Raw genomic sequence first — 26,707 nt, 5'->3', positions numbered from 1 at the left:
GCTCCTCGGCCATCCCTACCCCTTCAGTGCTTCTGCGATCGCATTCGCCCGGTCCCGCACTCGCGCGGCGAGGCCGTCGGCTCCCCCGGCGAGGACGCTGCGCGATTCGTTCGCGAGGATCGCGTCGCCGAGACCACCAAAGATATCGCGTGCGCGTTCGATCTGCGCGCCCTGGAACCCGAAGCCGGGTGCCAGCACCGGCAGCGCGGGACCGGCCGGCCGCACCGAGGGATCGATGCCGAACTCGTCGAGCACGAGCGTCGCCCCCAGAACGACGCCGATCGAGCCCACCGGAGCCGTCGCGTCGTGCGCCAGATTCCACGCCGCCGAATCGCCGACCATGGCGTTCGCCACGGTCGATCCATCGGTGCGCACCGCGGTCTGCACCGGGCGCGCCTCGGGGTTCGAGGTCGCGGCGAGCACGAACAGGCCCTTGCCGTGCTCGCGCACGTGGCCGAAGGCTCCGTCGAGCGTGCCGAAGCCCTGGTAGGCCACCACGGTCATGGCATCGACTTCGAGCGGCGAGCCGGGCGTGAGCCAGGCGTCGGCGTACGCGGCGAAGCTCGATCCGATGTCGCCGCGCTTCACGTCGGCGACCACGGCGAGCCCGGCGGCGCGAGCGTCGGCGAGCACCCGCTCGAGAGCGACGAATCCCGCCGAGCCGAAGCGCTCGAAGAAGGCGATCTGCGGCTTCACGCACGCCGCGACGCCGGCGGCGGCCGCGACGACGTCGCGGCCCATCCGCTCGGCTCCGGCCGCGTCGTCGGAGAGTCCCCAGTCGGCCAGCAGCGGCGCGTGGGGATCGATCCCCGCGCACAGGTGCCGGCCCGCCGCGAACTCCGCGGCGAGCCGGTTCCCGAAGGTGACCGTGGTCATCGAGCGGCCTCCGCGCGGGCCGCGACGCGGTCGGCCTCGTACTCCTGCAACGACTTCACGTCGAAGCCGCGCTGCTGGGCCGAGATCGCGCCCACGGCCGCCGAGAGCTCGGAGATCGTCGTGAAGATCGGCTTGTCGGCCGCGACGGCCGCCGCACGGATCTCGTAGCCGTCGGCGCGAGCCGAGCTGCCCGAGGGCGTGTTGATGATCATGTCGATCTCGCCGCGGTTGATCAGGTCGACGATGGTGTCGCCCTCGGCCTGGGCCGAGTGCTTGCGCACCGTCTCGCTCTCGATGCCGTTGCGGCCGAGCACCACCTGGGTGCCGGGCGTCGCGAGGATCCGGTAGCCGAGCTCCTGCAGCCGGAGCGCGGGCAGCACGACCGCGCGCTTGTCGCGGTCGGCGACCGAGAGGAACACGGTGCCCGACGTGGGCAGCTCGCTCCCCGCGGCCGACTGGCTCTTCGCGAAGGCGACCGGGAAGGTGCGGTCCATGCCCATGACCTCGCCCGTCGAACGCATCTCGGGTCCGAGCAGCGAATCGACCACGAGGCCCTCGTGCGTGCGGAAGCGCTTGAACGGCAGCACGGCCTCCTTGACCGCGATCGGCGCGTCGATCGGGGCGCGCGAGCCGTCGCGCTCGGGCAGCAGGCCCGAGTCGATGAGCTGCTGGATCGACTCGCCGGCCATCAGGCGCGACGCGGCCTTCGCCAGCGGGATCCCGAGCGCCTTCGAGACGAACGGCACCGTGCGCGACGCGCGCGGGTTCGCCTCGAGCACGTAGAGCACGCCCTGGCCGATCGCGAACTGCACGTTGAGCAGGCCGCGCACGCCGATGCCCTCGGCGATGCCCAGCGTCGCCTCGCGCACCGCCGCGATCTGGTCGTGGCCGAGCGTGACGGGCGGCAGGGTGCAGCTCGAGTCGCCCGAGTGCACGCCCGCCTCCTCGATGTGCTCCATCACGCCACCGACGTACAGCTGCTCGCCGTCGTAGAGGGCGTCGACGTCGATCTCGATCGCGTCGTCGAGGAACCGGTCGACGAGCAGCGGGTGGCCGGGGCCCACGAGGGCGTGGCCCTCGATGCGCTCGAAGTAGCCGCGCAGCGAGGCCGTGTCGTAGACGATCTCCATGCCGCGGCCGCCGAGCACGAACGACGGGCGCACGAGCACCGGGTAGCCGATCTCCTCGGCGACGCGGACCGCGCCCTCCTCGTCGATCGCCGTACCGTTGCGCGGGGCCAGCAGGCCGGCGCGCTCGAGGATGTTCGAGAACGCACCGCGCTCCTCGGCGAGGTCGATCGCCTCGGGGGTGGTGCCGAGGATCGGGACGCCCGCGTCCTTGAGGGGCTGCGCGAGGCCCAGGGCGGTCTGGCCGCCGAGCTGCACGACGACGCCCAGCAGCTCGCCCGACGCCTGCTCGGCGTGGATGACCTCGAGCACGTCCTCGAGCGTGAGCGGCTCGAAGTAGAGGCGGTCCGAGGTGTCGTAGTCGGTGGAGACCGTCTCGGGGTTGCAGTTGATCATGATCGTCTCGTAGCCCGCCTCCGAGAGCGCGAACGAGGCGTGCACGCAGGAGTAGTCGAACTCGACGCCCTGGCCGATGCGGTTGGGGCCGGAGCCCAGGATCACGACCTTCTTGCGATCGCTCGGGATGACCTCGGTCTCGAGGTCGTACGACGAGTAGTGGTAGGGGGTGAGCGCCGGGAACTCGCCCGCGCAGGTGTCCACCGTCTTGTACACGGGGCGCAGGCCGAGCCCGTGGCGCAGGCCGCGGATCTCGGACTCCGAGACCCCGCGGATCGCGGCGATCTGAGCGTCGGAGAAGCCGTGGTCCTTCGCCTCGCGGAGCACGTCGAGCGTGAGCTGCGGGGCCGCCTTGACGGTCTCGGCCACTTCGTTGATCAGCTGGATCTGGTCGAGGAACCACGGGTCGATCGCGGTCGACTCGAAGACCTGCTCGATGGTCGCGCCGAGGCGCAGCGCCTGCTGCACGTCGACGATCCGGCCGTCGGTCGGACGCTTGATGGTCTCGAGGATCTCGGCGACCGGACGCGTCTCCTCACCCCAGTGGAACGAGGTGCCGCGCTTCTCGAGCGAGCGCAGCGACTTCTGCAGCGCGGTCGTGAAGTTGCGGCCGATCGCCATCGCCTCGCCCACCGACTTCATGGTGGTGGTGAGCGTGTCGTCGGCGGCCGGGAACTTCTCGAACGCGAAGCGGGGGGCCTTCACCACGACGTAGTCGATGGTCGGCTCGAAGCTCGCGGGAGTCTTCTGCGTGATGTCGTTCGGGATCTCGTCGAGGCGGTAGCCGAGCGCGAGCTTCGCGGCGATCTTGGCGATCGGGAAGCCGGTCGCCTTCGACGCGAGCGCCGACGAGCGCGAGACGCGAGGGTTCATCTCGATGACGATGACGCGGCCGGTCTTGGGGTCGATCGCGTACTGGATGTTGCAGCCGCCCGTGTCGACGCCCACGCGGCGGATGATGTCGATGCCGATGTCGCGGAGCTTCTGGAACTCGCGGTCGGTGAGGGTGAGCGCCGGTGCGACGGTGATCGAATCGCCCGTGTGCACGCCGACGGCGTCGACGTTCTCGATCGAGCAGACGACCACCGTGTTGTCGGCGGTGTCGCGCATGAGTTCGAGCTCGTACTCCTTCCAGCCGAGGATCGACTCCTCGAGGAGCACCTCGGTGGTCGGGCTGTAGTGCAGGCCGTCGCCCGCGATGCGGACGAGGTCCTCCTCGGTGTAGGCGAAGCCCGATCCGAGGCCGCCCATGGTGAACGAGGGGCGCACTACGAGGGGGTAGCCGAGGTCCTTGGCGAACTCCTTCGCCTCCTCGATCGTGTGCGCGACGTGCGAGCGCGCGACGTCGGCACCCGACTCGATCACGAGGTCCTTGAAGATCTGGCGGTCCTCGCCGCGCTGGATCGCGTCGACCTTCGCACCGATGAGCTCGACGCCGTGCTTCTCGAGGATCCCGAGCTCGTGCAGCGACATGGCCGCGTTGAGCGCGGTCTGGCCGCCGAGGGTCGGCAGGATCGCGTCGGGGCGCTCCTTGATGATGATCGACTCGATGACCTCGGGGGTGATCGGCTCGACGTAGGTCGCGTCGGCGAAGTCCGGGTCGGTCATGATCGTGGCCGGGTTCGAGTTCACGAGGATGACGCGCACGCCCTCCTCGCGGAGCACGCGGCAGGCCTGGGTGCCCGAGTAGTCGAACTCGCAGGCCTGACCGATGACGATCGGGCCGGAGCCGATGACGAGGACGGAGTTGATGTCTGAACGCTTGGGCATGTGCTTAGGCCTCCGAGGCGGTGGTCTTGCGCTCCTTGACCAAAGCGCGGAATCGATCGAAGAGGTAGAAGGCGTCGTGCGGACCGGCCGCGGCCTCGGGGTGGTACTGCACCGAGAACGCCGGGAGGTCGAGGCATTCGAGCCCCTCGACGACCTGGTCGTTCAGGCTGTAGTGGCTGACCTGGACCCGGCCGAGGCCCTCGGGCGAATCGAGCTCGCCCTCGATGGGCGCGTCCACCGCGAAGCCGTGGTTCTGCGCGGTGATCTCGACCCGACCGGTGCGCTTGTCGAGAACGGGCTGGTTGATGCCGCGGTGGCCGAAGGGCAGCTTGTAGGTGCCGAAGCCGAGCGCGCGGCCGAGCAGCTGGTTGCCGAAGCAGATGCCGAAGTACGGCAGTCCGTCGCGCAGCAGCTCGCGCAGCACGAGCACCTGCGCGTCGGAGGCGGCGGGATCGCCGGGGCCGTTCGAGTAGAACAGCGCGTCGGGCGCGATCTCGCGGATCTGCTCGATGGTGGTGGAGGCGGGCAGCACGATCACGTCGAAGCCGTGCTCCGAGAGGTACTGCACGGTGGCGCGCTTGATGCCGAGGTCGAGCACCGCGATCGATCCGACGCGCTCGACGCCCTCGGCCGCGGGCACGTCGTAGCGCTCGGGCGTGGTGACGGCCTCCGAGAGGTTCTTGCCGGCCATCGACGCCTGCTCGCGCACGCGGGCGAGCTGCTCGTCGTCGGACAGTTCGAGGGCTGCGCCCGAGAACACGCCGGCGCGCATGGCGCCCGCCGAGCGGATGTGGCGGGTCACGGCGCGGGTGTCGATCCCCGAGATGCCGACGACGCCGTCGTTCACGAGGTCCTCGTCGAGCGAGCGCTCGGCGCGGAAGTTCGAGACGCGGCGTGCGGGATCGCGCACGATGAAACCGGCGACCCAGATCTTGCGCGACTCCATGTCGGTGTCGTTGGCGCCGGTGTTGCCGATGTGCGGGGCAGTCATCAGCACGATCTGACCGGCGTACGACGGGTCGGTCAGGGTCTCCTGGTACCCGGTCATGCCGGTCGAGAAGACGACCTCGCCGAGGGTCTCGCCCGTCGCGCCGTAGGCGCGGCCGGTGTATCGCGATCCGTCCTCGAGCACGAGCACTGCGGCTCCGCCGGGCACGGCGCTCGCCGGCGGTGCCGTCACTTCTGGGCTGTTGGTGGTCACGCGTCCTCCTGGGTGGTGCTGGTCTGTTCGTCGGCCGGAGCCGGTGAATCCTTCGGTGCCGCGGCGATCCGGTCGATCGCGGCGGTGAATCGGTGATGGTCGTCGGCCTCGACGAAGCGGAAGCCGGACTCGAGCTGGCGGCCCTCGGAGAGCCAGCGCAGCAGGGTGATGCCGTCGCGCTCCACGAACTTGCCGACGCGGGGGCCGGAGGCGCCCGAGCCGAGCACGCGGGCGGCCGGCAGATGGACGGGCTGCTCGCCCGCCACCGTGATCGTGACGCCGTCGGTGCGGACCTCGACGACGGCGGGCCCCCGGTAGCGCAGGCCGGGCGCGGCCACGCGATCCATGGGGGCGCCGGCCGGGGTGGTCGACACGTACGCGGCGTTCGGGAACTCGGCGACGAGTTCTCCGGTCGGCGCGACGCCGCCGATCACGTCGGCGTCGCGCCGGCTTCGTCGTCGCCAGCCGAGCCACATGGCCAGCAGCACGAGCACGGCGAACGCCGCGACGATGATCGTGAAGGTGGTGCGGTCCATCATGCGGCGGCCCCCGCGGCGGCGACCGTCTCGGTGTCGACCAGGCGGCCGTCGTCGAGCGTCAGGTAACCGCGCCGGATCGTGGTGTGCACGCGGCCGGGCAGCTCCATGCCGAGGAACGGCGAGTTCGTGCTGCGGCCCCGCAGATCGTCGACGCCGAAGGCGCTGCTGCCGGTGGGGTCGACCAGCACGAGGTCGGCGGGCTGCCCCACCGCGAGTTCCGCGGGATGCCCCTCGAGGCGGCCGATCTCGGCGGGCTTCTGCGAGAGCATCCGCTCGAGCTCCGCCCAGCTGGCGTGCCCCTCGCGGATCAGGGTGAGCAGCGCGATGGGCAGGGCCGACTCGAGGCCGACCATGCCGAACGCGGCGACGTCCCACTCGCTCTCCTTCGCCTCGGTCGGGTGCGGTGCGTGGTCGGTCGCGATGATGTCGATGACGCCGTCGGCGACCGCCTGGCGCAGGGCGCGCACGTCGTCCTCACGGCGCAGCGGCGGGTTGACCTTGTAGCGGGGGTCGTAGCTGCGGGCCAGCTCCTCGGTGAGGATCAGGTGGTGCGGCGTGACCTCGGCGGTGATCTGCACTCCGCTCGCCTTGGCCCAGCGCACGACCTCGACGGAGCCGGCGGTCGACAGGTGGCAGACGTGCAGGCGAGCACCGATGTGCCCGGCCAGCAGCGCGTCGCGGGCGATGATCGATTCCTCGGCGACGGCCGGCCAGCCGGCGAGCCCGAGCTCGCTCGAGAGCTGCCCCTCGTTCATCTGCGCACCCTCGGTCAGGCGAGGATCCTGCGCGTGCTGCGCGATGACGCCGTCGAAGGTCTTCACGTACTCGAGGGCGCGCCGCATGAGCAGCGGATCGTGCACGCACTTGCCGTCGTCGGAGAACACGCGCACCCCGGCGCGCGACTGCGCCATGGCGCCGATCTCGCTGAGGCGCTCCCCCGCGAGACCCGCGGTCACCGCGCCGATGGGGCGCACGGTCGCGTAGCCCGCGTCGTCGCCGAGGGCCTGCACCTGCTCGACCACGCCCGCGGTGTCCTGCACCGGGCTGGTGTTGGCCATGGCGAACACCGTGGTGAAGCCGCCGGCGGCCGCGGCGCGCGTGCCCGTGAGCACCGTCTCGGACTGCTCGAATCCGGGCTCGCGCAAGTGGGTGTGCAGGTCGACGAGGCCGGTCAGCGCGACCAGTCCGTCGGCCTCGACGACGCGCTCGCCGTCGCGCGGCTCGAGCCCGCCCGCGGACTGCGCCGCACGCTCGACGATGACGCCGTTGTCGATCCGCAGATCGACGGGCTCGGCGCTCAGGTGGTCGGCGCCGCGCTCGGTGAGCTGGGCCGCGAGGCGGGCGCCTCGGATCAGGATGCCGGGATTGCTGCTCATTCGGAGTCCTTCGGGGTCTGGCGCCGCTCACCGGAGAGCAGCAGGTAGAGGGCGGCCATGCGCACGGAGACGCCGTTGGCGACCTGCTCGAGCACCGTCGAGCGCGGGGAATCGGCCGCGGCCGACGAGATCTCGAGGCCGCGGTTCATGGGACCGGGGTGCATGACGATCGCGCGGTCGCTGAGGCGCGCCAGACGCAGGTCGTCGAGGCCCCAGTTGCGGGCGTACTCGCGCTCGTTCGGGAAGTAGGCCGCGTGCATGCGCTCGCTCTGGATGCGCAGCATCATGACCACGTCGGGCTTCGCGCGCAGTGCGGCGTCGAGGGAGTGCTCGACGGTGACCGGCCAGTCGCGGGCGCCGTAGGGCTGCAGGGTCTCGGGCGCCACGAAGGTGACGTTCGCGCCGAGCGCGTTCAGCAGCCACAGGTTGGAACGCGCGACGCGGGAGTGCGCCAGGTCGCCGACGATCACGACCGAGACGCCGTCGAGATCGCGGCCCCGGCTCGCCTCGCCGAACAGGCGCCGGCGCATGGTGAACGCGTCGAGCAGCGCCTGCGTCGGGTGCTCGTGCGTGCCGTCGCCCGCGTTCAGCACGCCGGCGTCGATCCAGCCGCTCGAGGCGAGCCGCGCGGGGGCGCCGGATGCCGGATGGCGGATCACGACGCCGTCCGCGCCGATCGCCTGGAGCGTCTGCGCCGTGTCCTTGAGCGATTCGCCCTTGGAGACCGATGAGCCCTTCGCGCTGAAGTTGATCACATCGGCGCTCAGGCGCTTCGCAGCGGCCTCGAACGAGATGCGGGTGCGCGTGCTGTCCTCGTAGAAGAGGTTGACGACGGTCTTGCCGCGCAGCGCGGGGAGCTTCTTGACCTCGCGCTGCTGGATCGCGGCCATGTCCTCCGCGGTGTCGAGGATCAGCAGGGCGTCCTCGCGGTTCAGCGTCCGCGTATCGAGCAGGTGCCTCATGCGATGCTCACCGAGTCCTCGCCGTCGTGCTCGACGAGCCGCACCTTGATGCGCTCCTCCTTCGAGCTGGGGAGGTTCTTGCCGATGTAGTCCGCGCGGATCGGGAGCTCGCGGTGGCCGCGGTCGATGAGCGCGGCGAGCCGGACCGCGCGCGGGCGGCCGTAGTCGTTGAGCGCGTCCAGCGCGGCGCGGACGGTGCGGCCCGAGTAGAGCACGTCGTCGACGAGGATGACGGTCGCGCCGTCGATGCCGGACTCGGGGATCTCGGTCGGCTGAGGTGCCCGGGTCGGGTGGTGCGCGAGATCGTCACGGTACATCGTGATGTCGATCTGGCCGACCGGGACGTCGATGCCCTCGATGCGAGAGATGAGCGCGGCGATGCGCTGCGCCAGCACGACACCGCGCGTCGGGATCCCGAGGAGAACCAGGCCCTCTGCGCCCTTGTTCGCTTCGATGATCTCGTGGGAGATTCGGGTCAGCGCCCGCGAGATTTCAGCACTTTCGAGTACCGTTCGCGTGGTCACGCTTCGCCTCCCTTCTCCGCCTCTCTGGACGGGGTTAAAGGACTGCTAACGGGGTCAGCCTAGCCGAAACCGGCGGGCCAAGGTGGTATTCCATGCGAGTGGACGGGCGGCCGGCGCGGGACGGGGAACGCGAACGGGCGAGCCCCGAAGGACCCGTCCGTTCATCGCTGCGCACTCGCCTAGACGTTGCGCGCGTGCTCCGCGATCTTGCCGAGCACGCCGTTCACGAACCGGCTCGAGTCCTCGGTCGAGTACTCCTTGGCCAGTTCGACGGCCTCGTCGATCGCGACGGGCGCGGGGACCTCGTCGTTGAAGAGGATCTCCCACGCTGCGACGCGCAGCAGGGCGCGGTCGACGTTCGGCATGCGGTCGAGCGACCAGCCCTGCGCGTAGCTCGAGATCAGCTCGTCGATCTGCTCGCGGTGATCCTCGACGCCGTCGACGATCTCGCGGGCGTACAGCCAGGACTCCATGCGATCCGGCTCGGCCGAGGCGCGACCGGACTCGGCCAGGACGACCGAGCGCAGCTCCTCACCGCGCACGTCCGCCTGGAACAGCATGTCGAGGGCCCGCTTGCGGGCCTTGCTCCGTGCACTCATGTAGCGGGCGCCGACTAGTCGTTGACGCGGCCGAGGTAGTCGCCCGTGCGGGTGTCGACCTTGACCTTGGTGCCGGTCTCGAGGAACAGCGGGACCTGGATCTCCGCGCCGGTCTCGACGGTGGCGGGCTTGGTGCCGCCGGTGGAGCGGTCGCCCTGCAGGCCGGGCTCGGTGTAGGTGACCTCGAGCACGACCGAAGCGGGGAGCTCGATGTAGAGGGGCTCGCCCTCGTGCAGCGCGATCTGAACCTGGAGGTTCTCGAGCATGAACTTGGCGGAATCGCCCACGACGGCGCCCGAGACGGTCAGCTGGTCGTAGTCGGCCTGATCCATGAAGACGAAGTCGGCGCCGTCCTGGTAGAGGTACTGGAAGTCGCGACGGTCGACGTTGGCGGTCTCGATCTTCGCGCCGGCGTTGTAGGTCTTGTCGATGATCTTGCCCGACACGACGTTCTTCTGCTTGGTGCGGACGAACGCGCCGCCCTTGCCCGGCTTCACGTGCTGGAACTCGACCACGCTCCAGAGCTGACCGTTCTCCTTGATGACGGTGCCGTTCTTGATGTCGTTCGAGGTTGCCATATGCTCGTGTGTCTCCGGTTCGTGAAAGTTCGAGCGCGAGATCGCGCCGATCCAGTATAGAGCCTCCAAGCTTCGCGCTCGGCTGCGGGTTCGCCCCTAGGCTGTCGGCCATGCATATGCTCCCCCGCACCCTCATGCACCTGCGCCGCGCGAAGCGTGCGTCGCGCCTCGGCCTCACCGATGTGGCGCGTGCCGAGTTCCGGGTCTCGCCGACCGACATCGACGTGCTGCGGCACATGAACAACGGCAAGTACCTGTCGATCATGGACGTCGCCCGCTTCGAACTCATGCAGCGCAACGGCGTGCTCGCGGCGTTCGACCGCGAGGGCTGGTACCCGGTCGTCGTGGCCCAGACCATCACCTACCGCAAGTCGCTCAACCCGTGGAAGCGCTTCGCCATCGAGTCGAAGGTGCTCGGCTTCGACGAGCAGGCCGTCTACATGGAGCAGCGGTTCCTGCGCCCCGACCGGTCCGGATCGGACGAGATCTACGCCCGCGCGTTCGTGCGCTCCCGGATCCTGCGCCGCTCGGGCGGCGTGGTGCCCGTCGACGAGATCGTCGAGCGGCTCGGCGCGGACCCGGCCGAGTTCCACGTCTCCGACGACCTGCTCGCCTGGGGCCGGCTGAGCCGGCTGCAGTCGACGCGGGAGCCCGCGCCGAACGTTTGGTGAGCGGCTTCGGCCCCCAAACCGAGGGACCGCTCCCCCGGCTCAGCGCCCCCGATCGAACGCCGCCGCCGCGAGGTCGCTGCGGTCGGTGACGATCCCGTCGACGCCCCGCGCGACGAGCGCGCGCATGCGCTCGGGGTCGTCGACGGTCCAGACGTGCACCTCGGTGCCGTGCGCGTGGGCGGCGTCGAGGAGTCGCCGGGTCAGCACCGGCACCGGGCCGCTGCGCTCGGGGATCTGCAGCGCGTCCACGTCGGAGAGGTGCCGGGCGGCCCTGCCGCGCGCGCCGGTCGCCAGCGCGAGGAGCAGCGCGGCGAGCACCGACCGCCCGGGCGAGGTCGCGGGAACGGATCCCCCGTGGGCGAGCGCGGACGCCAGCGCCGCACGGCGCGTGGGATCCGAGAAGCCGGTGATCAGGACGCGATGCGCCTGCCCGGCGACGATCCGGCCGACCCGCTCCGCCGCGGCGGGATCCTTCACGTCGACGTTGAACCGCCCCGCGGGGAATCGCTCGAGCGCCTCGGCGAGCGTCAGCAGGCCGCCCCGCTCGGCGAAGAGGTCCGCCAGCTCCGCGTGCCGCACCTCGGAGATCCGGCGCGGATCCGCAGCGAGCCGACGCAGGTCGGGGTCGTGGATCAGCACGACCTCGCCGTCCGCGGTCAGCCGGCAGTCGGTCTCGAAGCAGTCGGCGCCGACCCGCTCGGCGGCGGCGAAGGCCGCCGCGGTGTTCTCGGCGGCCGCACCGAACTCGGTTCCGTGCGCGAAGCCCCGGTGCGCGAGGATCCGCGGGCGACCCGCGTCGGCGAAGTAGGGATGCGTCACGTCAGCGCCTCAGCCGATCGGCGGACGCGCACCGAGGTGCGGTCCCTGGTTGCCGATCTCGCGGGCGGCGATCCGCACCACGTCATCGCTCCGGTCGAAGACGTGGCGCGCCGCCAGGCCGCCGTCGGCGAGCGTCCCCGCGAGCCAGGTGAAGGTTTGGGTGTCGACGGGATCCGCTCCCGCGACGAGGCGGCCGAGCTGCAGCGCGAGCATCTCGGGCAGCGACACGTGCGGCCCGTGCGCGTAGCCGAGGCCGAGTACGGAGGGCCGTTCGCCGGCCGGGATCGCGCGGAACGTCCACTCGATGCGGCCGCCGTCCGGCCCGGCCACGGCGACCCGCGGCGTCGACGGATCGGGAACCGCGTCGAGGCGCCCGAACTCGCGCACGACCTCGGTGGCGAGCACCAGGCCGCCCGCCGCGCCCGACGCGCCCGTCGAGCGGAACAGCTCGCGCCATACGAGATCACCGAGCCCGTACGGCGCGAGCACCGGTTCGAGCGTCGGATCCTCCGTGATCGCGTCGGCCAGCGCGGCCGGGTCGAGCCCGGCCTCGATCAGCGCCTCCGGCTCCGGAGCCTCGATCCCGACGTGCTCCGCGAGTGCTCGGGCCCGCCGGAACGCGGCTGAGAACTGCGCGCCCGCCTCCGCATCCAGCACGGCGAACGCCGCGGCCGAGAAACGCTCGCCGAGCCGATCGCTCTCGGCATCGAGCCAGGCATCGAAATCCCGTTCCGCACGGGCGGCATCGCTCGCACCGACGACCGTATCGAGCCGCTCGGCGAGTTCGGGCAGCAGCAGTCGTGCGAGCCTGAGCTCGTCGCCGCTCGTCCGGGCATCTGCGTCCATGCTGAGATCCTTCCATGCATCCGCGATGCCCGGCACCGCGATCTTCGAGTCAGGCATCGGGTATCGAAGCCTCGACGAGCGCGAGCACCCGCTCGGGGAGCTGCCTCGGGTCGTCCACCCGGCTGCCGTCGGGCGTATACCTGCGGACCAGCTCGTCGTCGCCGATCCCGATCCCGAGCACCTCGACGCCGCGCGCTCGCAGCCGCAGCAGCTCCGAACGGGCCTCCGCCGGATCGTTGCTGCCGCCGTCGCTGATCAGCAGGACGATGCGTCGCCGGGGTATGCCGTCGGCGCCGCGCTCCCGCGACACGGACCCGTCGAGCACGCCGAGCTCCTCGCCCGCCGCACGGAGCGCGGCGGCGTCGTTGGTCGCGCCGCCGGGCGTGCGGACCTCGGCCCGCAACCGTCTGCGCGAACGATCGTCCAGCGATCCAGCGAGCGGTTTGACGACCACGGCCTCGGCGTCGTACACGATCAGGGAGGTGCGGATCGCGAGGTCCAGCTCCGTGCCGCTCGCCCGTTCGGCGGCGGCGAGATCCCGTTCGACCCCGGCCAGGCCCTCGAGCAGCACGAGGGCGGCGTCGGCCGCGAACGACGCAGGGCGGCCGCGCATCGAGCCGGATCGGTCGATGAGCAGGACGTAGTCGGTGCTCCCGGTCTCGCGGTCCGGGCGCCGACGGGACTCGCGGGGCAGGAACGCCTCGGGCCTGCGGATTCCCGCGCGCACCGCGGTCACGGTCGCGACCAGCCGGTTCTCGTCGAGCAGTTCGCCGTCTGCCGAGGCCCGCCGCGCGAAGGCGCGGCGCTCGGCGAGGCGGTCCGCGATCACCCGGTGCCAGGTCTCGCGCATCCGCTCGATCGTTCCGCTCAGCCGCTCCGCGCGGTCCCGGTAGTCGGCGAGGTCGGCCGGCACGGCGGCCGACCGTCCCGCGGCGCCGGACGCGGCGGGATCGTCGTTCGCGGACGAGGTCGCTTCGAGCTCGCTCGGGAGCTCCAGCAGCTCGTCCACGATCGCTCCGGTTGCGGGGAGCGGCGTGGCGAGCACCTGAGTGAGGAACCCCGCCTGCTCCGCCGCGAACAGGTCCGCGCCCTCCGATTCGGCGCGCCGTTCGCCGGCCCGGGCGCGCCGGTCGTCCTCGGGCGGTGCCGCGACCGTGTCCCCGTCGGCGGCGTCCGCTCCCTCCGCGGTGCCGGACGCGTCCTCACCGCCCGCGCCGGAGTCGAAGCCGTCGACGCCCGGCCCGTCGTCGGCTCCCGGGTCCTCCCCCGCGCTCGCGAGCCCGCGTTGCGCGCGATCGGTCGCGAGCAGCCGCTCGTACGGCGGTTGCAGCAGTGCGAGCGCGCGCTCGAACCGGCGGAGCGCCGGGCGCGCGGGATCCGGTGCCGAGACCCGGCGGAGCGGGTGCGCGCCACCCGCTCCGAGCGTCTCGAGGTGCTCCAGCTCGACGGCGACCTCGGCCTCCGCGTGGATCGCGGCCCCGGGCGCCAGCGAGAGGCACAGTATTGCGGCGATCCACTGGAGATGCCTCGGCATACCGATCAGGTCCACCCCGCCCGCACCCGTCGGCAGGCTCCGGAGCGTCGCGGCGGCGAGCTGCTCGCGGAACGCCGGGAAGGACCCGAGCAGCTCTCCCGAGGCCTGGAGACGATCGACCGCGGCGAGCAGGGGTTCGAGCGCGCCGGAGGCGTTCGCGAGCGAGCGCCTCCGGCGCTGCCGGGCTGGAGCGAGGGTCGCCCAGCGCGCCGGGCCCCAGAGCTCGAGCATGGTCAGCGCGATCGCTTCGTCCTCGGGGTGCCCGCGCTCGGCGAAGAAGGACGGGCTCACCTGCAGCGCTCCGTACTCGAACCGCCAGTCGGTCCCCTCGCCGAGCAGGATCTCGACGCCGAGCACGCGCGCGACGGCCTGCAGCCTCGCGGCCAGCGACGGCGTCAGTGCGGGGACGGAGCTCATGCGCACAGACTATCGACCTTGTCGTAGCGAAGCCCAGAACTCGACTGATATCGTGGCTGAATGTTGCCTCTTGATGCTGATCCCGCACTTCTTGAGCTCGCTGCCGCGCACGACGATCTGGTGCGCACCCGACGTGCGCTGCGCGCGGATCTGCGCCGGCTCGGCGCCACGACGCCCGGTGCCGACCGGTCGACAGCCCTCCCCGACGAACTCCGTTCGGCCGCGGCCGCCTGCGATGCCCTGCGGGCTGCACGGGACGCCCTGCTCGCGGATCCGGCGATCCGCCCCCTCGCCGACGAGGCGCTCGACCGTCGTGCCGCGGTCCTGCGCACGGTGGTCCATGCCGGGCGCGCCGAGCGGCTCGATGCGCGACGCTCCGACGAGCGGGCTGCGATCATCGCGCGGGCCGTCTCGAGCGGGCGCGAGCTCGCACCGCACGAGCGCGAACGCGTCGCGGAGCTGGACGCCGCCGCCCCCGACCGATCATGGGAGCAGCGCCTCGGGAGCCCCGCGATGCGCGACGCCGTGCTCGCCGAACTCGGCCGGCTGCGGCTGCGCACCGCGCGGGCCCAGCTGCGCGGCGGTCTGCTCCGCACGGAGCAGATGCGCTCGATCATCGAAGAGGCCCTGCCCGCGCTCCGCCGCGGCGCACCGATGCTGCTGATCGGCGAGACCGGCGGCGCCAAGACCGCGCTCGCCGAGGCGATCGCCCGGGACGAGCTCGGACGCGAGCCCGAGCTCGTTTCCGGCTACGGCGACATCTCGAGCGCCCAGCTCATCGGCGCCCACGAGCTCCGTGCCGAGGGCGGAGCCACGGTCAGCGTGTTCGTGCCGGGTCCCCTGCTGCGCGCGATGACCGAGGGTCGGGTGCTGATCCTCGACGAGGTGAACGCCATGCCGCCCGAGTTCCTCAAGCGCCTCAACCGGATCCTCCAGCTGCGCCCCGGCGCCCGCTACGCCGTGCAGGAGCACGCGGGCGACACGATCGAGATCAGCCCGGGCTTCGCGATCATCGCCACGGCCAACGAGCAGAGCGGGCACCGGTACCGCGGGATCGACCGGCTCAGCGCCGAGCTCGTCAACCGCTTCGGCGCGAACGCGTACCGGGTGCACTACCCGGACTCCGCGGCCGCGGCCGGATCCGAGCACGCGACGACGCCGCGCGAGAACCTGCTGCTCGCCGCGGCCGCGGTGTGCGACGAGGACGGCCGCCTGCCCGATGCGCTGCCGCTCGCGCAGCTCGAAGCGGTCGCGCGCGCCGCGTTCATCAGCCAGCAGGTCTTCTCGGGCCGCACCGACGGCGGCTTCGAGCGCTACGTGAGCACGGAGCGGGAGGTCGACGGGCGCCCCGGGCTCGAGGAGTCGGTGCTCGCACCGCGCACGCTGGTCGCGATCCTCGAGAAGGTCGCGGGCAGCGCCGGCACCGTCACGCTCGAGCACGCGCTGCGGCGCTTCGTCGAGGGCGTCATGCACCGGGAGGACCGCGCAGTGCTCACCCTGATCATCGAGGGGCAGGGCTTCCGCCTCTCCTGACCGTTCCGGGGGTACGATCGGCCGTGTGCAGCGACTCACTCCGGCGCAACGGCTGATCGTCGCCGTCGCGGTCCTCGCCTCCTTCGTGGCGTTCCTCGACGGCACGGTCGTCACGGTCGCGCTGCCCGCGATCAGCCGCGAGCTCGGCGGCGGGCTGACCACGCAGCAGTGGGCCGTCGACGCCTACCTCGTGACGTTGAGCTCACTGATCCTGCTCGCGGGCTCGCTCTCGGACGCCTTCGGACGCGTCACGATCATGCGGGTCGGACTCATCGCCTTCGGCATCGCCTCCGTCGCGGTCGCCGCCGCGCCCGATCCGCTGTTCCTCGTCGTCGCGCGCGCACTCCAGGGAGCGGCGGGCGCGCTGCTCGTCCCGAGTTCGCTCGCCCTCATCACCGCGACGATGCGCGACGAGGTGCAGGCCCGCGCCATCGGCGTCTGGACCGCGTGCACCACCGCCGCCCAGCTCGTCGGGCCGCTGCTCGGCGGGCTCTTCGTCGACTTCCTCTCCTGGCGCCTCGTGTTCCTCATCAACGTGCTCCCCATCGCGGTCACGCTGCTGCTGCTCCGCCGGGTGCAGCTGCCCGAGCACCAGCGCGGCGCGAAGGTCGACTGGTGGGGCGGCGCGCTCTGCGCCATCGGCCTCGCCGCGCTCGTCTTCGCGCTCATCGAGCAGCCCCGGCTCGGCTGGACCGCTCCCGCCATCTGGCTGTCTGGACTCGCGGGCATCGCACTGCTGTTCGGATTCGTGGCGCGGCAGCGGCGCATCGCCGAACCGATGATGCCGCTCCAGCTGTTCCGGGTCCGCAACTTCGCCTGGGGCAACCTCTCGACGCTCTTCGTCTACGCCGCGCTCTCGCTCAACGGCATGGTCATCGGCGTCTACCTGCAGCAGGGCGCGGGCCTCGGCGCCACCCAGGCCGGACTCGCCAGCCTGCCCATCACGATCCTCATGGTCCTGCTGAGCTCCCGGGCAGGATCCTGGGCGGGAAAGCACGGCCCGCGGATCTTCATGACGCTCGGTCCCGCGCTCATGGCGGTCGGTGCGCTGCTGCTGCTCACCGTCGGTTCGGACTTCGACTACTGGTGGCAGGTGCTGCCGTCGATGCTCGTGCTCGGACTCGGACTCTCGCTGACCGTGGCCCCGCTCACCTCGGCGGTGCTGGGATCCATCGGCGCCGAGCGCAGCGGCATCGCCTCGGCCGTCAACAACGCGGTCTCCCGCGTCGCCGGCCTCTTCGTCATCGCCCTGCTCTCGACCATCGTCGGGGGCCGACTCGACCTCGCCGGGTTCCACAGCGCCGCGGTCGTGACCGCGGCGCTGTTCGCCATCGGTGCGCTGGTCTCATGGATCGGGATCCGCCGACCGGCTCAGTCCGCCGGCGGCTCGTAGGTCAGCACACGAGCGACGTCGTTCGCGGGCTTCTTCTCACCGGCCAGGACCTCGAAGTCGAGATGGTTCTGCGCGGGCGGCAGCGGGCAGGTGACGAAGTTCGTCACCGCGCAGGGCAGGGCCGTCGCGTAGTTGAAGTCGATCCAATCGATCCGCCCCGCGCCGTCCTCTGAGAACCGGAGCTCGATCACACGCCCCGCACCGTAGGTGACCGGCCCGCTGCTGCGATCGCGGATGTGCGCGACGGGCTGCACCCGGTCGCCGGCGTCCTTCCCGATCAGCGCCAGCTCGTACGGGCGGCCCTCGTGCTCGAAGCGCAGGGTACCGATCCGCGTCGTCGTCTCGCGCACGCCGCGCTCGACCGTCTCCTGCTCGACGTCGTCGCGCTCGGCGGGAGAGAACACCGCGGGAATCCTCCAGGCCGGATCGTAGTCGAACGCGGTGAGCCCGATGTCGGCGGCGCTCGCCGCCAGTCGCGGATCGCGCACGCGCACCCCGAAGATCCGGTCGCCGGCGTCGTTGGTGCGCGGGACCGTCTCCACCTCGCGCACGCCGAAGTAGACGGGCACGCTCGCGCCGTGGCCGTAGGTCTGGTTGCGTCCGGTGACGATCTCCACGGGGCGCGCGGGGTGCTCCCCGTTCACCGACAGGGTCGGCCCGTCAGCGGGCGGAGTGAAGATCACCCGTCCGTCCTGCACCCCCCAGGTGCCCGGAAGCAGGTCGAGTTCCACGCCCGAGCTGCCCTCGTGCAGCCAGTACTGCGCGACGAGCGCTGTCCAGCCGTACGGACGGGTCAGTTCCGCGACATGGCGGTGGCGCCACTCGCGCCACTGTCCTGCGAGATGCTCGGGTACCGGCATCGGATCTCCTTCGGTTCGATTCAGTCGTTCTGAGAGTCAGGGGCGGCACCGGAGGCCCGCTCCGCACGCGCGGCCGCGGTGCGATGCACGAACGCCCGGACGGCGCGGAACGAATCCTCGCTCGCCCGCGCATTGCCCAACGGCGTGCCGCCGTTCGAGTAGTGGACCCCGGACACCGGATGCACGCGCGCGATCTCGGTGCTCGGCAGGTGCGGCACCGAGATGCCGTGGCCCGCCTCCTCGTAGTCGAGGTGCAGCCGCTCGGCGCGATGGCCGTGCCGCTCGAGGGCTCCCAGTGCCAGTCGGGAGGCGAAGCTCGAGGGCCAGGCCCGATCGTCGAGACCGGATACGCAGAGCACGGGCCCCGCGAAGCGCTCGATGGGGATCCGGGACGCGGCGGCGAGGTCCCGGTCGCGCAGTCCGTCCACGTAGACGTCGGCGTGCCGGGTGGGCGGCGGCGCATCGTTCCAGGGCTGCCAGTCCACGCCCCGGTTCCCGTGCCACAGGTGCTCGACGGGCTCGCCGCGCCAGGTCCACGTGGGCCCGTCCCAGCCCTCGGCCGGGTCCGCCGCTCCCTGCGCCCCGAACGCGAATGCGCCGGGGACGAACGCGACCGCTCCCGCGACCCGCTCGGGGAATCGCGCCGCGAGCAGCAGCGTGAGCTCGCCGCCGCGCGACTGCCCGCTGACGAGCGGGAGCCCGCCCAGCGGATCCAGCTCCGAGGCCGCGTAGTCGAGCGCCCGCTCGAAGTACTCGAGCGGAGTCCGCGAGATGTAGTGGGACAGGCCGGGTGCTCGGAAGTAGCCGAGCGCGAACGCGCGGATGCCGTACGCGGCGTACAGGGCGGCGCGCGCCTCGTTGATGCCGCCGCCGGAGCCGTTCATGACGATGAGGGTCGGGAACGGTCCCGTGCCGGGCGGGGTGAAGAGCGTGCCCACCAGGCCGTCGTGCCGGATCTCCTCCCGACGCACCCCGTCGGCGAGCAGGTCCTGCCGGACCTCCGTCTCCACGCTGACCGCACGGGCGCCGTCGCCGGGAAGATCGAGGAAGCCCGTCCCCGCCTCCTGCGTCGCGATGATCCGGGTGACCACGGGAACACGGGGGTCGACGGGCTCGACTCCCCCGCCCCGAGCGGTCTCGCGATGCTGCGCCCAGAAGAGCCCCATCGCATCGGCGACGCGGTAGTCGCCCGAGACCGGTGCATCGTGATCGAGGTCGATCCCGCCGTCCGCGCCCGCGAGGAAGGTCGCCTGGGCGGCCCAGAGCTCGTCGCCGCGGAGCGTCTCGGCGCGCAGGGTGACGAGCGCGCCCGGAGCGGCTCCGAGCACCTCGATGCGGCGGCGCTCCGAGAGCAGTGCTCGCGCGGGCTCGACGCGGATCTCGAACGGAGCGCTCACGCGACGGCTCCGCCCGCGGAAGCGGACTCCAGTTCGCGCAGGCCCGCGGCGCTCACCCGGACCGCGCCGGTCTCGTCGGCGGGATCGAGCGGCAGCGCGTCGAAACGGGCGGGCAGGTGGCCGCCCGAGGCGATCCACTCCGCCGAGAGCTCGGCTCCGACATCGGAGGCGTGCAGCCCGCCGGCGGACGCCGGGTCCAGCGCGAGCAGCAGCGCTCCACGGCCGTCGACCGGGTGCGCACCGGTCCCCCGGCCGCCTGCGGCTGCTCCGGCGAGGACCTCGACCAGGAGCCCGGCGAGCGAGGCGATCCGCCCCTCCGCGAGCAGCGCGGATACGGCGCCGGGATCGGTCGTCGCCAGACCCGCCGCGTCGAGCGCGACGCTCGACGGGAGCGCGGCGCCGGAGGCGGCGTGGGCGCGCACCGCCGCGAGCGTCGCGCGCGAGGTCGCGAAATCGACGACGAGCGGCGCTGCATCGGAGCGCGGGGCGGCGAACGCGATGGGGTTCGTGCCGATCGCCGGGGCCGTCCCACCCCACGGCGCGACCGCGGCCGGTGCCTGAGCGACCGCAAGGGCGACGAGACCGCCGAGCGCGAGCTCGCGCACCGCCAGGCCGAGTACCCCGAGCGCTCCGACCTCCCGCAGCGCGACCGCTCCGATACCGTGAACGGCAGCTGCGGCAGCGGCCTCGCGCGCGGCGCGCGCCAGCGCCAGGGGTCCGGGGATCCCGGACGCGACGATGCTCGACAGCGCTCGGGCCCCGTCTCCGGCTCCCCCGGGGGCCGGGCCGGCCGGACGGACGAGCGCGGCGGACCGCAGATCCCGCGCCAGCATCGCGACGCCGAAACCGGGGAGGCCGAGCGCCTCGGCTCGGGCGATCCAGCGGGCGGCTCGGCGCGCGTCCTCGTCCGCGAAGCCCGTGCCGGGTCCCGCGAACGGAGCGATCGTACGCTCGATCCGCGCGACCAGCTCGGCGAAGGCCAGCTCGATCGTCCGGTCGGGCTTGTGTTCCTGTCGCTGCGGCACGATCAGTACTTCACCCAGGGCACCACGCGGCGCTCGATGACGCCCTCCAGCGCGGTGGCGGCGTAGCCGAGCGCCGAGATCGTGACGATCCCGACGTACATCTTGGACACCGCGAACGTCGACCAGGAACTCCAGATGAGGTACCCCAGCCCGCTCTGCGATCCCACGAACTCCGAGGCCGCGATGATCACGAACGCACCGCCGGTCGCGAGCTTCATGCCCGTGAAGATCGACGGAAGCGCGTATGGGAAGGACACCGTGAACCAGCGCTGCAGGCGGGAGGCGCCGTTCGCCCGCGCCACGTCCTCGTACAGCGGCGGCGTCTGCATGACCCCGCTCATGGTGTTGAAGAACAGGTAGAAGAAGACGCCGATCGCCACGATCACGTACTTGCTCGTCTCGCCGAGGCCGAAGATGAGCAGGAGCAGCGGGAAGATCGCGACCTTCGGGATCGGCAGCAGGCTCGAGAAGATCGGCTCGAGCAGCTGCCTCAGCGGCCGGACGGTTCCGAGCAGCACACCCAGGAGCACCCCGGGGACCGCACCCAGCACGAAGCCGATGAGGATGCGGGACAGGGTCATGGCGGTGTGCTCGAGCAGCACCCCGTCGAGCAGCATCTTCACGAAGGTGGAGACAATGGAGGAGGGAGGCGGGAAGAAGCGCGCATCGAGCACCCCGACCCGGCTCAGCAGCTCCCACACCAGGATGAGCAGCAGCGGCGTGTACGGGCCGATCCGGCGCACCCACGCGGATCCGCGCTCGGCGCGGACGGCGTCCACCAGCAGACGCCGGGTCTCGTCCGGTCCGGTCTGCTCCAGTTGCGCGGTCACGCGGCCTCCCCCTGTTCGGTGCCGTGCTCCAGCAGGTTCCAGAGCTGGTAGGTGATCTCGCCGTACCGGGGATCGCGGCGCAGCTCGATGATGTCGCGCGGGCGCCCGAACGGGATCTCGATCTCCGCGATGATGCGGCCGGGCCGATGCGACATCACGACCACGCGGTCCGCCAGGGTGAGCGCCTCGTCGACGCTGTGCGTGATGAACAGCACCGACTTCGAGGTCCGTTCCCAGATGCGCAGCAGCTCCTGCTGCAGCGCGACGCGGGTCTGCTCGTCGAGCGCGCCGAACGGCTCATCCATGAGCAGCACGTTCCCGTCGTCGGCCAGCGCACGGGCGACCGAGGTCCGCTGACGCATGCCGCCCGAGATCTGGGCCGGGTAGTAGCTCGCGAACTCGGTGAGACCGACGAGCTGCAGCAGTTCGCGCACGCGTTCCCGGCGTTCGGCTCGCGGGACGCCGCGCAGCTTGAGCGGGTACGCGACGTTCTCCGCGACGGTGAGCCATGGGAACACGCCGTGCTCCTGGAACACGACCGACGGCCGGCTCTCGGTGGTGACGGAGCCGAGGCTCGCCTGTTCGAGGCCTGCGGCCACGCGGAGCAGCGTGCTCTTGCCGCAGCCCGACGGGCCGAGCACGCAGACGAACTCGTTCTCGCGGACCTCCAGCGAGACGTCCTCCACGGCGACGAGGACCTCGTCCTTCGATTCCGCGCTCGGGAACGCCTTCCAGAGCCCCTGGATCGAGATGCCGGTGCTCACGAGCTCGCGCTCGGCTGCTTCTCGGAATCCGCGACGGCCTGCTGCAGGATGTCTTTGCGGAAGATCTTCTCGATACCGGAGTCGCCGTCGAACTCGAGCGCTCCGCGGTCGCGGAAGAACTGCTCCTGCCGGGCGACGTCCTTCCAATCGATCGAACCCTCGGGATCCTGGCGGGTCAGACCGATGGACTGGAGCGTCTCGACGGGCAGGTCCGTGTACTCGGCGATGATCTTCTGGTCGGCCGGATCCTTCCAGCCCCCGTTCTCGAGCTCCTTGACCGCGCGCAGGTACGCCGCGGTGAAGGCGGTGACGGCCTTCGGGTGCTTCTGCACGTAGTCGCTGTTGAACACGAGCGCGCCCAGCTCGACGCCCGACTGGTAGTCGACCCCGAGCAGTTCGTGACCGATCTTCTTCTGCGCGATGGCCGAGGAGATGGGCTCGATGGTCCAGCTCGCGTCGATGGAGCCGTTCGCCATCGCGGGCGGGATGTCCCCGGGGCTCAGGTTGACGAGCTTCACGTCGTCGAGGCCCAGCCCGACCGACTCCAGGGCGAGCGCCACCGAGTAGATGCCGAAACCGCCGTCGCCGGGGATGCCGATCTTCTTCCCCTTCAGATCCTTGGCATCGGTGATCCCGGACTTCTCCGAGGCCATCAGCGGCGCGGGGTTCTTGCCCTCGGACGGGATCTTGGAGACGCTCGCGATGACCGAGATCGAGGTGCCCGCCTTCGTCGCGTTGAACAGGCCGGCGCCCCAGGTCGCACCGCCGGCCGTGATGCTGCCGGTGCTGACCTGCTGGTAGGTCTCTCCCGAGCTGCCGCTCTTCGAGATGAGCTCGACGTCGAGACCGGCGTCCTCGAAGTAGCCCTTCTTCTCAGCGAGGAAGAACGGCGCGTAGTCGGCATAGGGCGAGTACAGGAACGTGATCTTCGGCGCATCCGCAGCCGACTCGCTGCTCCCCTGTGCATCGTTCCCACCGCTCGCGCAGCCCGTGAGCAGCGCCAGGGCGGTGAGGAGGGCAGCGCCTCCGGCGAGTCGTCGTCGAAGCGTCATCGGGGCTCCAGGAGGTTCGGGGGCGCCGGTCGGCGCCCGATCGGGTCTTCCCGAAAACCTATCGGCCCAGCGAACTCACAGAAGATCTTGCATGTCACATACGGTCACGCGGGAGAACTCACAGTTCGTCCGCGTCCTCATCGCCCTCATCTTCGCCGTCGAGGCGTGCCTCCAGCTGCGCGATCTCCGCGCGCACGGCGACGACGACCTCGGGATCGTCCTCCCAGAGCTCGAGGAACTCGGAGTCGGGTTCGATCATCGAGGTCAGCAGCTCGATACCGCGCTCGAGGTGCGCGTCCAATCGTTCGAGGTCCCCGGGCCACACTGTGCTGCGGCCGAGCACGGCGAGCAGGTAGCACGCCGCTCGCACGCGATCGTAGTCGTCGTCGTACTGGAACGCGTCCGCGATGTGCGCGTCCATGTCGAGACCCGCGAACACCGCGGCGAACCAGTCCGCCGCCCCGTCGGTGTCCCACGGTGAGACTCCCCACGCACCCATGCGTTCCGCCTTTCGTCGTGCCCGACCGCTGCGGGCGTCCGCTCGCTAGTTCGCGATCTCCTGGTACGCGAACTGCAGCACCGACTCGTCGACACCGGCGAGCACGCGCGGCTTCGCGATGTCGTCGAGCACGATGAATCGCAGCATGCCCGCGCGGGCCTTCTTGTCGCGCTGCATCGCCGAGAGCAGCCCGGGCCAGCGGCCGGCGGGGTACGAGAGCGGCAGCGTGAGCGAGGAGAGGATCCGGCGGTGCCGCTCCACCGCCTCGTCCGAGAGGGATCCCGCCATGCGACCGAGCTCGGCCGCGTACATCATGCCGATCGAGATCGCGACGCCGTGGCGCCACTGGTACCGCTCAGCATGCTCGATCGCGTGGCCGAGCGTGTGGCCGTAGTTGAGGATCTCGCGCAGGCCGCCCTCGCGGAAGTCCTCGGAGACCACGCGGGCCTTGACCCCGATGGCCAGCTCGACGAGACGTCGGAACTCGGGGGTCTGCGGATCGGTCGCGCGGTCGACGTCGGCCTCGAGCAGATCGAGGATCTCGGGCTCGGCGATGAAGCCGCACTTGGCGACCTCGGCGAAGCCCGCGAGGATCTCGTTGCGCGGCAGCGTGTCGAGCAGGGCGAGGTCGCAGATGACCGCGTGCGGCGCGTAGAACGCGCCCACGAGGTTCTTCCCCTCGGAGGTGTTGATCCCCGTCTTGCCGCCGACCGCGGCATCGACCATGCCGAGCACGGTCGTCGGGATCTGGACGAGGCGCACGCCGCGCAGCCAGGTGGCCGCGACGAAGCCGGCGAGATCGGTCACCGCGCCGCCGCCCAGACCGATGATCGCGTCGGAGCGCGTGAAGTCGGCCTGGCCGAGCACTCCCCAGCAGAAGGACGCGACCTCGATGCGCTTGGCCGACTCCGCGTCGGGCACCTCGGCCAGCAGGACCTGGCCGTAGCGCTCCTGCAGCGAGTTGCGGAGCTCGTCCGCGAAGCGACCGACGGTCGGCGTGTGGATGATGAGCACCTTCGCGACGCGGTCGCCGAGGGCCTCGGGCACCCGATCGAGGATCCCCCGTCCCACCGAGATCGAATAGTCGGCGTCCCCGGTCACCTCGATGGTGGTCACGGACGACTCGCTCGACGGTTCACTCACTCGGACTCTCCTTCGGATCTGCTGCGGTTCCTGGCCTGCTCGGCCGCTCGTTTGCGGCCCTGCGCGCGCACCCATTCCGCGGCGCGCACGGCCAGCTGCTCCTTGGTGGCGCGGTCGGTGCGGAAGGTCACGTCGGCGACCTCGTCGTAGAGGGGCTTGCGCTCCTTGAGGATGCGCCCCCACGCGCCCGGATCGTCGCGCAGCAGGGGCCGGCGCGACAGATTGGCGGTGCGCAGCACGGCGCGCTCCGTGGTCATGAGCAGCACCACGGGGTGCGCCGCGAGCCGCTGCCGGGTCTCGGGGTGCAGCACGGCCCCGCCGCCGAGGGCGACGATGCGGGCGCCGGGCTCGGCGAGCTGCGCCGCGATCACCTCGGCCTCGATGCGGCGGAACTCGGGCTCGCCGTGCGCCGCGAAGAACTCGGTGATGGCGCCGTGCTCGCGGACGAAGACCGCGTCGGTGTCGACGAACGGCACCCCGAGCTCGCGGGCCAGGCGACGGCCGAGGCTCGTCTTGCCCGCGGCCATCGGGCCGACCAGCACCACCGCGAGGTCGGGCACCCGTCCGCGCCGGCGTCGGCGCGCCGGGCGACGCCGCGCACCGCGGCGGGACGCCGCAGCCGTCGCCTCGGTCGCCTCCTCGGCGCTCGGACGCCGGCCGGGCTCCCGTTCATCGGGCGCGGCCGACTGCACCGGCACGGGGGCCGTGCGCGGCGGAGCCGGAACCGGACGCGCGGCGGGCGGGCCCGCGTCGCGCCCGGCGCGGCGGGACGCGGTCACGATTCGAGCGCGGTCGCGAGGTTCTCGGGGATCGCAGCGAGGTAGGCGTCGAGGTTCCGCTTCGTCTCGGCGACGCTGTCGCCGCCGAACTTCTCGGTGACGGCATCGGCCAGCACGAGCGCGACCATCGCCTCGGCGACCACGCCGGCTGCCGGAACGGCCGAGACGTCGGAGCGCTGGTGGTGCGCCTTCGATTCCTCGCCCGTGGAGACGTCGATGGTGGGCAGCGCGTGCGGGACCGTCGCGATGGGCTTCATGCCCGCGCGGACGCGGAGCAGCTGACCAGTGGTCATGCCGCCCTCGATACCGCCGGCCCGGCCCGTGTCGCGCACGATCCGGCCGTCGCGCAGGTGCAGCTCGTCGTGCGCCTCGGAACCGCGGCGCCGGGTCGTCTCGAAGCCGTCGCCGACCTCGACCGCCTTGATCGCCTGGATGCCCATGAGCGCGCCGGCGAGACGCGAATCGAGCCGTCGATCCCAGTGCACGTAGGAGCCGAGCCCCGGGGGCAGGCCGTAGGCGAGCACCTCGACGATACCGCCGATGGTGTCGCCCGACTTCTTGGTGTCGTCGACCTCCGCGACCATGCGCTCGCTAGTTGCCGCGTCGAAGCAGCGCAGCGGATCGGCATCGAGCGCGGCGACGTCCTCGGGACGGGGCAGCGGAGTGCCTGCGGGGGTTTCGACCGCACCGATCGAGACCGTGTGGCTGACGAGCCGGATCCCGAGCTCGGCCAGGAACGCACGTGCCACGGCGCCGAGGGCGACGCGGGCGGCGGTCTCGCGCGCGCTCGCGCGCTCGAGCACCGGCCGGGCCTCGTCGAAGCCGTACTTCTGCATGCCGGTCAGGTCGGCGTGGCCGGGGCGGGGACGGGTCAGCGGGGCACCTCGGCCGCGGGACTTCTCGGAGAGCTCGATCGGCTCGGGGCTCATCACCTCGGTCCACTTGGGCCACTCGGTGTTGCCCACGCGGATCGCGACCGGGCCGCCGATGGAACGGCCGTGCACGACACCGCCCGAGAGGTGGAGCTCGTCCTGCTCGAACTTCATGCGCGAGCCGCGGCCGTAGCCGAGCTTGCGCCGTTCGAGGTCGGCGCGGATCCCGTCGATCGAAACGGGCACACCGGCGGGCAGCCCCTCGAGCACGGCAATGAGTTCTGGGCCGTGGGATTCCCCGGCCGTGAGCCAACGCAGCATGGAT

25 protein-coding genes are annotated in these 26,707 nt (G+C 71.6%); 3 read left to right on the top strand and 22 right to left on the bottom strand.

The features are described from left to right. Window positions 1–15 precede the first annotated feature (15 nt). The 9 genes from pyrF to efp form a co-directional block, all read right to left on the bottom strand. Entirely contained in the window at window positions 16–876 is an 861-nt protein-coding gene (pyrF, locus tag ABD169_RS09750) for an orotidine-5'-phosphate decarboxylase (RefSeq protein WP_344031844.1), read from the bottom strand. Further along, window positions 873–4,169, bottom strand: coding sequence for a carbamoyl-phosphate synthase large subunit (gene carB / locus ABD169_RS09745; RefSeq protein WP_344031842.1), 3,297 nt, complete (start codon window positions 4,167–4,169; stop codon window positions 873–875). Before carB ends, pyrF begins: the two co-directional genes overlap by 4 nt. Window positions 4,170–4,173: 4 nt before the next feature. After that, window positions 4,174–5,370 (bottom strand): glutamine-hydrolyzing carbamoyl-phosphate synthase small subunit, encoded by a 1,197-nt coding sequence (carA, locus tag ABD169_RS09740; protein WP_344031841.1) that lies wholly within the window; start codon window positions 5,368–5,370, stop codon window positions 4,174–4,176. Next, window positions 5,367–5,909 (bottom strand): PH-like domain-containing protein, encoded by a 543-nt coding sequence (locus tag ABD169_RS09735; RefSeq protein ID WP_344031839.1) that lies wholly within the window; start codon window positions 5,907–5,909, stop codon window positions 5,367–5,369. The genes carA and ABD169_RS09735 overlap by 4 nt, the downstream gene beginning before the upstream one ends. Beyond that, window positions 5,906–7,285 carry a dihydroorotase gene (locus ABD169_RS09730; RefSeq protein WP_344031837.1) on the bottom strand — a complete coding sequence of 460 codons (1,380 nt, stop codon included), beginning with the start codon at window positions 7,283–7,285 and terminating at the stop codon, window positions 5,906–5,908. Before ABD169_RS09730 ends, ABD169_RS09735 begins: the two co-directional genes overlap by 4 nt. Beyond that, a complete protein-coding gene (locus ABD169_RS09725; RefSeq protein ID WP_046456634.1) occupies window positions 7,282–8,247 on the bottom strand; it encodes an aspartate carbamoyltransferase catalytic subunit in 966 nt (321 codons plus the stop codon). The genes ABD169_RS09730 and ABD169_RS09725 overlap by 4 nt, the downstream gene beginning before the upstream one ends. Then, window positions 8,244–8,771, bottom strand: a complete 528-nt coding sequence (pyrR, locus tag ABD169_RS09720) for a bifunctional pyr operon transcriptional regulator/uracil phosphoribosyltransferase PyrR (RefSeq protein ID WP_344031835.1) — start codon at window positions 8,769–8,771, stop codon at window positions 8,244–8,246. Before pyrR ends, ABD169_RS09725 begins: the two co-directional genes overlap by 4 nt. Before the next feature lie 179 nt (window positions 8,772–8,950). Continuing rightward, on the bottom strand, window positions 8,951–9,370 hold the full coding sequence (gene nusB, locus ABD169_RS09715; protein WP_046456632.1) for a transcription antitermination factor NusB: 420 nt from the start codon (window positions 9,368–9,370) through the stop codon (window positions 8,951–8,953). Between the two features lie 14 nt (window positions 9,371–9,384). Next, window positions 9,385–9,948 carry an elongation factor P gene (gene efp / locus ABD169_RS09710; protein WP_046456631.1) on the bottom strand — a complete coding sequence of 188 codons (564 nt, stop codon included), beginning with the start codon at window positions 9,946–9,948 and terminating at the stop codon, window positions 9,385–9,387. A gap of 110 nt (window positions 9,949–10,058) precedes the next feature. Between efp and ABD169_RS09705 the strand changes: the two genes are divergently transcribed. After that, complete coding sequence (locus tag ABD169_RS09705) at window positions 10,059–10,619, top strand: thioesterase family protein (RefSeq protein ID WP_344031833.1); 561 nt, start codon at window positions 10,059–10,061, stop codon at window positions 10,617–10,619. A gap of 39 nt (window positions 10,620–10,658) precedes the next feature. Here the strand turns inward: ABD169_RS09705 and ABD169_RS09700 are convergent, their stop codons facing one another. The 3 genes from ABD169_RS09700 to ABD169_RS09690 are packed head-to-tail and all read right to left on the bottom strand — an operon-like array spanning window position 10,659 to window position 14,235. Next, window positions 10,659–11,438, bottom strand: coding sequence for a glycerophosphodiester phosphodiesterase family protein (locus tag ABD169_RS09700; RefSeq protein WP_344031831.1), 780 nt, complete (start codon window positions 11,436–11,438; stop codon window positions 10,659–10,661). Between the two features lie 9 nt (window positions 11,439–11,447). Then, window positions 11,448–12,284, bottom strand: a complete 837-nt coding sequence (locus ABD169_RS09695; RefSeq protein ID WP_344031829.1) for a hypothetical protein — start codon at window positions 12,282–12,284, stop codon at window positions 11,448–11,450. A gap of 49 nt (window positions 12,285–12,333) precedes the next feature. Continuing rightward, window positions 12,334–14,235, bottom strand: a complete 1,902-nt coding sequence (locus tag ABD169_RS09690) for a VWA domain-containing protein (protein ID WP_344031827.1) — start codon at window positions 14,233–14,235, stop codon at window positions 12,334–12,336. Between the two features lie 60 nt (window positions 14,236–14,295). Here ABD169_RS09690 and ABD169_RS09685 point away from each other — a divergent pair, with 60 nt between their 5' ends. Continuing rightward, the gene (locus ABD169_RS09685) at window positions 14,296–15,768 is read left to right on the top strand and encodes an AAA family ATPase (RefSeq protein WP_046456627.1); all 1,473 of its coding nucleotides are present in this window, start codon (window positions 14,296–14,298) and stop codon (window positions 15,766–15,768) included. Window positions 15,769–15,793: 25 nt separating this feature from the next. Then, window positions 15,794–17,161: an MFS transporter gene (locus tag ABD169_RS09680; protein WP_344031825.1), complete on the top strand. Its 1,368-nt coding sequence runs from the start codon at window positions 15,794–15,796 to the stop codon at window positions 17,159–17,161. On the opposite strand, the gene ABD169_RS09675 is transcribed toward ABD169_RS09680, so the two are convergent. The 10 genes from ABD169_RS09675 to aroC form a co-directional block, all read right to left on the bottom strand. Continuing rightward, window positions 17,140–18,021, bottom strand: a complete 882-nt coding sequence (locus tag ABD169_RS09675) for a DUF1684 domain-containing protein (protein WP_046456625.1) — start codon at window positions 18,019–18,021, stop codon at window positions 17,140–17,142. The two genes, ABD169_RS09680 and ABD169_RS09675, sit on opposite strands and share 22 nt — an antisense overlap. A 20-nt stretch (window positions 18,022–18,041) precedes the next feature. Then, window positions 18,042–19,418: an acyl-CoA thioester hydrolase/BAAT C-terminal domain-containing protein gene (locus ABD169_RS09670; protein ID WP_046456624.1), complete on the bottom strand. Its 1,377-nt coding sequence runs from the start codon at window positions 19,416–19,418 to the stop codon at window positions 18,042–18,044. Beyond that, on the bottom strand, window positions 19,415–20,443 hold the full coding sequence (locus ABD169_RS09665; RefSeq protein WP_344031822.1) for an Ldh family oxidoreductase: 1,029 nt from the start codon (window positions 20,441–20,443) through the stop codon (window positions 19,415–19,417). The genes ABD169_RS09670 and ABD169_RS09665 overlap by 4 nt, the downstream gene beginning before the upstream one ends. Window positions 20,444–20,445: 2 nt before the next feature. Beyond that, window positions 20,446–21,273: an ABC transporter permease gene (locus tag ABD169_RS09660; protein ID WP_052961196.1), complete on the bottom strand. Its 828-nt coding sequence runs from the start codon at window positions 21,271–21,273 to the stop codon at window positions 20,446–20,448. After that, the gene (locus ABD169_RS09655) at window positions 21,270–22,037 is read right to left on the bottom strand and encodes an ABC transporter ATP-binding protein (RefSeq protein ID WP_046453766.1); all 768 of its coding nucleotides are present in this window, start codon (window positions 22,035–22,037) and stop codon (window positions 21,270–21,272) included. Before ABD169_RS09655 ends, ABD169_RS09660 begins: the two co-directional genes overlap by 4 nt. Next, a complete protein-coding gene (locus ABD169_RS09650) occupies window positions 22,034–23,089 on the bottom strand; it encodes an ABC transporter substrate-binding protein (RefSeq protein ID WP_344031819.1) in 1,056 nt (351 codons plus the stop codon). The genes ABD169_RS09655 and ABD169_RS09650 overlap by 4 nt, the downstream gene beginning before the upstream one ends. 118 nt (window positions 23,090–23,207) lie before the next feature. Then, window positions 23,208–23,588 (bottom strand): hypothetical protein, encoded by a 381-nt coding sequence (locus ABD169_RS09645; protein ID WP_046453767.1) that lies wholly within the window; start codon window positions 23,586–23,588, stop codon window positions 23,208–23,210. A 45-nt stretch (window positions 23,589–23,633) separates the two neighbouring features. Next, window positions 23,634–24,731: a 3-dehydroquinate synthase gene (aroB, locus tag ABD169_RS09640; RefSeq protein WP_046453768.1), complete on the bottom strand. Its 1,098-nt coding sequence runs from the start codon at window positions 24,729–24,731 to the stop codon at window positions 23,634–23,636. After that, a complete protein-coding gene (locus ABD169_RS09635; protein WP_344031816.1) occupies window positions 24,728–25,510 on the bottom strand; it encodes a shikimate kinase in 783 nt (260 codons plus the stop codon). The genes aroB and ABD169_RS09635 overlap by 4 nt, the downstream gene beginning before the upstream one ends. Then, window positions 25,507–26,703 carry a chorismate synthase gene (aroC, locus tag ABD169_RS09630; RefSeq protein ID WP_046455936.1) on the bottom strand — a complete coding sequence of 399 codons (1,197 nt, stop codon included), beginning with the start codon at window positions 26,701–26,703 and terminating at the stop codon, window positions 25,507–25,509. The genes ABD169_RS09635 and aroC overlap by 4 nt, the downstream gene beginning before the upstream one ends. Window positions 26,704–26,707 lie beyond the last annotated feature (4 nt).

Origin of the sequence: Leucobacter iarius (assembly GCF_039530105.1) — a bacterium.
Classification (GTDB): Bacteria; Actinomycetota; Actinomycetes; order Actinomycetales; family Microbacteriaceae; genus Leucobacter; species Leucobacter iarius.
The sequence above is the reverse complement of the archived record's forward strand: the minus strand, read 5'-3'. Positions and strand labels throughout refer to the sequence as shown.

Coding starts and splice junctions, on each gene's coding strand:
- pyrF (WP_344031844.1), bottom strand. CDS start 876: ATGACCACGGTCACCTTCGGGAACCGGCTCGCCGCGGAGTTCGCGGCG.
- carB (WP_344031842.1), bottom strand. CDS start 4,169: ATGCCCAAGCGTTCAGACATCAACTCCGTCCTCGTCATCGGCTCCGGC.
- ABD169_RS09735 (WP_344031839.1), bottom strand. CDS start 5,909: ATGATGGACCGCACCACCTTCACGATCATCGTCGCGGCGTTCGCCGTG.
- ABD169_RS09730 (WP_344031837.1), bottom strand. CDS start 7,285: ATGAGCAGCAATCCCGGCATCCTGATCCGAGGCGCCCGCCTCGCGGCC.
- ABD169_RS09725 (WP_046456634.1), bottom strand. CDS start 8,247: ATGAGGCACCTGCTCGATACGCGGACGCTGAACCGCGAGGACGCCCTG.
- nusB (WP_046456632.1), bottom strand. CDS start 9,370: ATGAGTGCACGGAGCAAGGCCCGCAAGCGGGCCCTCGACATGCTGTTC.
- efp (WP_046456631.1), bottom strand. CDS start 9,948: ATGGCAACCTCGAACGACATCAAGAACGGCACCGTCATCAAGGAGAAC.
- ABD169_RS09705 (WP_344031833.1), top strand. CDS start 10,059: ATGCATATGCTCCCCCGCACCCTCATGCACCTGCGCCGCGCGAAGCGT.
- ABD169_RS09695 (WP_344031829.1), bottom strand. CDS start 12,284: ATGGACGCAGATGCCCGGACGAGCGGCGACGAGCTCAGGCTCGCACGA.
- ABD169_RS09690 (WP_344031827.1), bottom strand. CDS start 14,235: ATGAGCTCCGTCCCCGCACTGACGCCGTCGCTGGCCGCGAGGCTGCAG.
- ABD169_RS09685 (WP_046456627.1), top strand. CDS start 14,296: ATGTTGCCTCTTGATGCTGATCCCGCACTTCTTGAGCTCGCTGCCGCG.
- ABD169_RS09675 (WP_046456625.1), bottom strand. CDS start 18,021: ATGCCGGTACCCGAGCATCTCGCAGGACAGTGGCGCGAGTGGCGCCAC.
- ABD169_RS09650 (WP_344031819.1), bottom strand. CDS start 23,089: ATGACGCTTCGACGACGACTCGCCGGAGGCGCTGCCCTCCTCACCGCC.
- ABD169_RS09645 (WP_046453767.1), bottom strand. CDS start 23,588: ATGGGTGCGTGGGGAGTCTCACCGTGGGACACCGACGGGGCGGCGGAC.
- aroC (WP_046455936.1), bottom strand. CDS start 26,703: ATGCTGCGTTGGCTCACGGCCGGGGAATCCCACGGCCCAGAACTCATT.